4 protein-coding genes and 2 pseudogenes are annotated in these 5,299 nt (G+C 64.0%); 1 reads left to right on the forward strand and 5 read right to left on the reverse strand.

Translation table 11 applies throughout. The features are described from left to right. The coding region (locus tag WAN71_RS02950; RefSeq protein ID WP_422223896.1) for an SDR family NAD(P)-dependent oxidoreductase at positions 1–811 on the forward strand (811 nt) is incomplete at its 5' end. Between the two features lie 12 nt (positions 812–823). Here the strand turns inward: WAN71_RS02950 and WAN71_RS02955 are convergent. The 5 genes and pseudogenes from WAN71_RS02955 to WAN71_RS02975 form a co-directional block, all read right to left on the reverse strand. Then, positions 824–2,383 (reverse strand): flavin-containing monooxygenase, encoded by a 1,560-nt coding sequence (locus WAN71_RS02955; protein ID WP_422223897.1) that lies wholly within the window; start codon positions 2,381–2,383, stop codon positions 824–826. A 175-nt stretch (positions 2,384–2,558) separates the two neighbouring features. Then, positions 2,559–3,299 carry a TetR/AcrR family transcriptional regulator gene (locus tag WAN71_RS02960; protein WP_422223899.1) on the reverse strand — a complete coding sequence of 247 codons (741 nt, stop codon included), beginning with the start codon at positions 3,297–3,299 and terminating at the stop codon, positions 2,559–2,561. 240 nt (positions 3,300–3,539) lie between these two features. After that, positions 3,540–3,644: pseudogene (locus tag WAN71_RS02965) on the reverse strand (hypothetical protein); the annotation flags it as partial. A gap of 58 nt (positions 3,645–3,702) precedes the next feature. Continuing rightward, positions 3,703–4,173, reverse strand: coding sequence for a hypothetical protein (locus tag WAN71_RS02970; protein WP_422223898.1), 471 nt, complete (start codon positions 4,171–4,173; stop codon positions 3,703–3,705). 82 nt (positions 4,174–4,255) lie between these two features. Further along, positions 4,256–5,299, reverse strand: a pseudogene (locus tag WAN71_RS02975) (ribonucleotide-diphosphate reductase subunit alpha); the annotation flags it as partial.

The raw sequence follows: 5,299 nt of genomic DNA on the forward strand, positions 1-5,299 counted from the left end.
TTTTCACGTGCTCGCCGGAGTACGCCGCGAGGCCGACGCCGAAGCGCTGCGTAGCTTGAGCATTGAGGGCATCGAACCGCGCATCCTCGACATCTCCGTTGAATCGGACATCGCCGCGATCGCCGACCGGGTCGCCCGCGATCCGCTGCACCGTCCGCTTCGTGCGCTGGTCAACAACGCCGGGATCGCGATCAATGCGCCAGTCGAAACGCTGCCGCTGGCCGAGTGGCGCCGGCAGTTCGAAGTCAATCTGTTCGGTCACATCGCGATGACCCAGGCGCTGTTTCCGGTCCTCCTGAGTAGCTCGGGCACTGTGGTGAACATCAGTTCCGTCGGCGGCAAGTTCGCCCTGCCGACTTACGGCGCATACGCCGGTTCGAAGTTCGCGCTCGAGGCGGTCAGTGACGCACTGCGCCGTGAGGTCAGCGATATCGGAATCAAGGTCGTCGTCGTCGAGCCCGGCGCAGTCAAGACCGAGATGGCGGAGCGTGGAATCGCCACCGCAGAAGGACTGAAGGCCAACATGACCGCGGCCCAACTCGCACGCTACGGCGATCTCACCGCAGCCATCGCGGCACAAGCCCGATCGTTCAACGACGTCGGCGCTTCGGCCGAACACGCGGCAAAGGTGATCGCCAAGGCCGCTACCGCATCTCATCCGCGGACTCGCTACACCATCGGACGTGACGCTGCGATCCTCGCGCGGTTAAGCCGACTCGTATCCGACCGAACGTTGGACCGCATCGTGCGCCTCAATCTTCGGTCGCACTACTCGAAGTCACCTCAGCCGAGCGCGTGCTTAGCCGGCTAGCCCCGGCGGCGATCAGCCGGAGACGTTGAGCGCCCGGCGTTTTGCCGGCGCGCCGGTGCCCACCCCGAAGAACCGGTATTCCGCGGGTTTGAGCGAGCGGGTGGACCGCCAGTACTGCCAGGTCATACCGCTCCACAGCGTTCGGTTGACGCCGTGCTCGTCGAGGTACCAACTGCTGCAGCCACCGGTGTTCCACACCGAGCCGGCCAGCTTGTCCTGCAGCTCGGCGTTGAACCGGTCCTGTGCGGAGCGGCTGGGCGCCAGCGCCTGCGCTCCGTACTTCTCGACCGTCGCGATCGCCTCGGCGACGTAGTGGATCTGCGACTCGATCATGAAGACCACCGAGGTGTGGCCCAGCCCGGTATTGGGTCCGAGCAGAAAGAACAGATTCGGCATGTCGGCGACCGCGATGCCGCGATGCGCCACAACACCCTCCCGGTTCCAACGGTCCACCAGATCCTCCCCGCGCTGGCCCTTGACATCGAGATAGGTGTAGGAGTCGGTGGTATGAAACCCGGTGGCGTACACGATGACATCGACCGGGTGCTCGACGCCATCGCCGGTGACGATGCCCCCGGGGGTGATACGCGCAATCCGCTCGGTGATCAGTGTCGTCTTCGGATTGGCCACCGCCTGGTAATAGTTGCCCGCGTAGAGGATTCGCTTGCACCCGGCCCGGTAGCTCGGCGTGAGCCTGCGGCGCAGGTTCTTGTCGCGAACGTTGCGCCAAATGTTCCACTTGCCGACCAATTCGACGGCACGCAGCAGACTCGGGCGTTGCGTCATGGCGTAGCCCAAACCCTCGAGCCCCCAGTAGATTCCCGACCGCACCGCCAGCCGCAGTCCCGGCACGTTCGCGAAGGCTCGACGCAACCCGTCGGGCAGTAGGCCGTTAGGCCGCGGCACCACCCACGGCGGAGTGCGCTGATACAGCTGCACCTCGGCCACGCCGGCATCGCGGCGCACCAACTCCGGCACAATCTGAATGGCACTGGCCCCGGTGCCGATCACCGCCACCCTCTTACCGGTCAGGTCGACACTGTGGTCCCACTGCGCGGAATGAAAAGCGGCGCCGCGAAATTCATCCATCCCTTCGATATCCGGTAGCCTCGGGATGTGCAGTGCACCGGCGCCTGAGATCAGAAACTGGGCCACATACTCCTGCCCGGAGACGGTGAACACGTGCCAGCGGTATTCGCCGTCGTCCCAATGCGCGCGATCGACCAGCGAGCCGAACCGGATGTAGCGGCGTAGCCCGTACTTGTCGGTGACGCCCTTGAGGTAGTCCAGGATCTCCGGCTGCGGTGAGAACAGCTTGCTCCAGGTGGCCTTGGGTTCAAATGAGAACGAGTACAGATGCGACGGCACGTCGCAGGCGCAGCCCGGGTAACTGTTGTCACGCCAGGTGCCGCCGATGTCGTCGGCCTTCTCCAGAATGACGAAGTCCACACCCTGGCGCTGTAGCGCGATCGCCATCCCCAGTCCGGCAAATCCGGTGCCGATGATGACCGCGCGGGTATGCACCGGCGGAGCCTGTGCGTCGGGCTGTGTCGTCGACTCGGCAATGCTCATTTGCGCCGCTCCTCCTCATCGCTTCGTCCCCCTCGCCGCTGCGCGGCTGGGGGCGCCCCCACTGCATCGTCGCCGGCGCGGCTCATCTTGGATCGATTTCCTTCTCAATTACCCGGTACCAACGGTATCGGAAAAGTGTTGTCGATGGCCGCGGCGATGTCAACGCCGCCGATGCTCAGCTGGCGGCGGAGTCGCGGGGCACCGCGTTGTGGACGGGCTGGTCGGGGTCCAGTTTGATGCCGAGCAGCTCGGCGGTGCCCTCGATGACCCCCATCATGATCGTGGTGAGGTGCTCGACGAACTTGTCGCGGGCCATCCGCCGCGGGCTGTCGGGGTCGGACCCCAACCACCAATCGGTGGCCGATGCCGCCGAACCGAATGCGGCGAACGCGGTGAGTTCGAACGCGGCGGGGTCCAATTCCATTTCGCGCAGCTCGTTGTTGAACATCTCGGCCATCGCCAGGGTGATCTCGCGGCCTTCGTTCAGCGTCCGCATCGTCGACTCGGACTGCTCCGGGAACCGGCCCTGGATAAAGAACCGCAGCACGTTGGGATGCTCATCGACCAGGTTGACGTACTCCTCCGCGCTGCGGTGGATGAGCTCGCGAACCGAGTTGGTGGCGAAGTCGATCGACGGGAAGACCGCCGCCCACAGCATGTCGCGCAGACGCTCCCCGATCGCCTGGAACAGGTCGGATTTGTCGGTGAAATGCCGGTAGATCTTGGGTTTGGCGGTACCGGCCTCTTCGGCGATCTCGCGGACGCTGAGTTCGGGCCCCAACCGGTCGATAGCGCGGAAAGCCGCTTCGACGATCTCACCGCGCACCTTCTTGCGGTGTTCGCGCCAGCGTTCGCTGCGCGCGTCGACCTTGACCCCCGGCTTCGCGCTGGGGTGGGGTCGGGGGGGCCGGGGAATTCTGACCACGTCAAGCACTTTACCGCGTCGAACCCCGCTGACCTGGGCAAGCCGCCCGGCCGCAATTCATGTCCGGCGAGGCGTCGAATCGTGTGCGTTTAAACCCTTGTCGAGTGTGCCCTTGATGCACACTTCTCCACCGAATCGCGTGCATCAAGGCCACACTCGACAGACGCTGAATCAGAGCGTGCCGACAAGGTCGGACCACAGCGCGCTGAAGTCGGCCGCGGCAGCGGGCGAGGTTTCGGCCGAGTGGTTGATGTAGGAGATCGACCCGGTCGGCGGCACCGCCTGCAGGTTCTGGTTGTAGATGCCGTGCGCCTGAACTGACTCTTTCAGCCTGCGCTGCAGTGAGGGGCCGGGCGTCCTTGTGCCGGTGACCACATGTGGTCAGGGGCCGGGGTCAGGTGGTGGCGTCGTGTGTGGCAGTGGAGCGGTCTTCGGCTGCCTCGGAGGGCTGATCACCTTGGGGCCGATCCGACTCACGATGCGGCTGCTCGTGCTGACCTGAATCCTCGGTTTTGCGGTTGCGTGGGTCGAGTTGGTCGGCTTGCTGCACCTTTGCGTTCACCTGGTCGCGCGCAGCCGCTGCTTCGTTCTGATGACTGGCGGCGCGCTCCTGCAGCCGCGCGGCTTCGGCCGTCTTTACTTCGGCCTCCGCCTGTGCGGCCCGTGCCTTGGCAGCAGCCTCCTGGCCGAGTGCTTCGCGGCGTTCCACCTTTGCGGTGTCTTCGAGAACTTGCTCGCGGATGCGATGAGCTTCGACTTGCCGGCGCCGACGGCGGCTTCTGCCGGCCAACGCGACGATCGCGGCGATGAGCAACAGCGCCACCATCACTGCGACGACAATCCATACGATGTTGCTGGTAGTCATAACGACTCCTCTGATCAGTCTCGCGCAATGCGAGCCAGACCCTTTGGATTGCCGTCGCCGCCGTTTTCAAACCCGCGCAGCCCTACAGCATGCAGGACACGCAGCCCTCGACCTCGGTTCCTTCCAGCGCCATCTGCCGCAGCCGGATGTAGTACAGCGTCTTGATGCCCTTGCGCCAGGCATAGATCTGCGCCTTGTTCACGTCGCGGGTGGTGGCCGTGTCCATGAAGAACAGCGTCAGCGAGAGACCTTGATCCACATGCTGGGTGGCCGCCGCGTACGTGTCGATGATCTTCTCGTAGCCGATCTCGTAGGCGTCCTGGTAGTAGTCCAGGTTGTCGTTGGTCATGTAGGGCGCCGGGTAGTAGACGCGGCCGATCTTGCCTTCCTTGCGGATTTCGACCTTGGACACGATCGGGTGGATCGACGATGTCGAGTGGTTGATGTAGGAGATCGACCCGGTCGGCGGCACCGCCTGCAGGTTCTGGTTGTAGATGCCGTGCGCCTGCACCGACTCTTTCAGCCGCCGCCAATCGTCTTGGGCCGGAATGCGGATGTCTGCGTCGGCGAAAAGCTGACGCACCTTCTCAGTCTTGGGTTCCCAGATCTGGTCGGTGTACTTGTCGAAGAACTCCCCCGACGCGTACTTCGATTGCGCGAAGCCCTTGAAGCTCGAACCGCGTTCGATCGCAATGCGATTCGATGCGCGCAGCGCATGGTAGAGCACCGTGTAGAAGTAGATGTTGGTGAAGTCGATGCCCTCTTCGGAGCCGTAGAAGATGTGTTCGCGCGCCAGATAGCCGTGCAGGTTCATCTGCCCGAGCCCGATCGCGTGCGAGTCGTTGTTGCCCTGCTCGATCGAGGGCACCGACCAGATGTGGGTCTGGTCGCTCACCGCAGTCAGCGCGCGGATCGCCACCTCGATGCTCTGGGCGAAGTCCGGCGAGTCCATCGTCTTGGCGATGTTCAGCGAACCGAGGTTGCACGAAATGTCTTTGCCCACTTTGGCATACGACAAGTCGTCATTGAATATCGACGGCGTGGAGACCTGCAGGATCTCCGAGCACAGGTTGGAGTGGGTGATCTTGCCCTCGATCGGGTTGGCCCGGTTCACCGTGTCCTCGAA

It is taken from the genome of Mycobacterium sp., from assembly GCF_049280035.1.
GTDB lineage: Bacteria > Actinomycetota > Actinomycetes > Mycobacteriales > Mycobacteriaceae > Mycobacterium.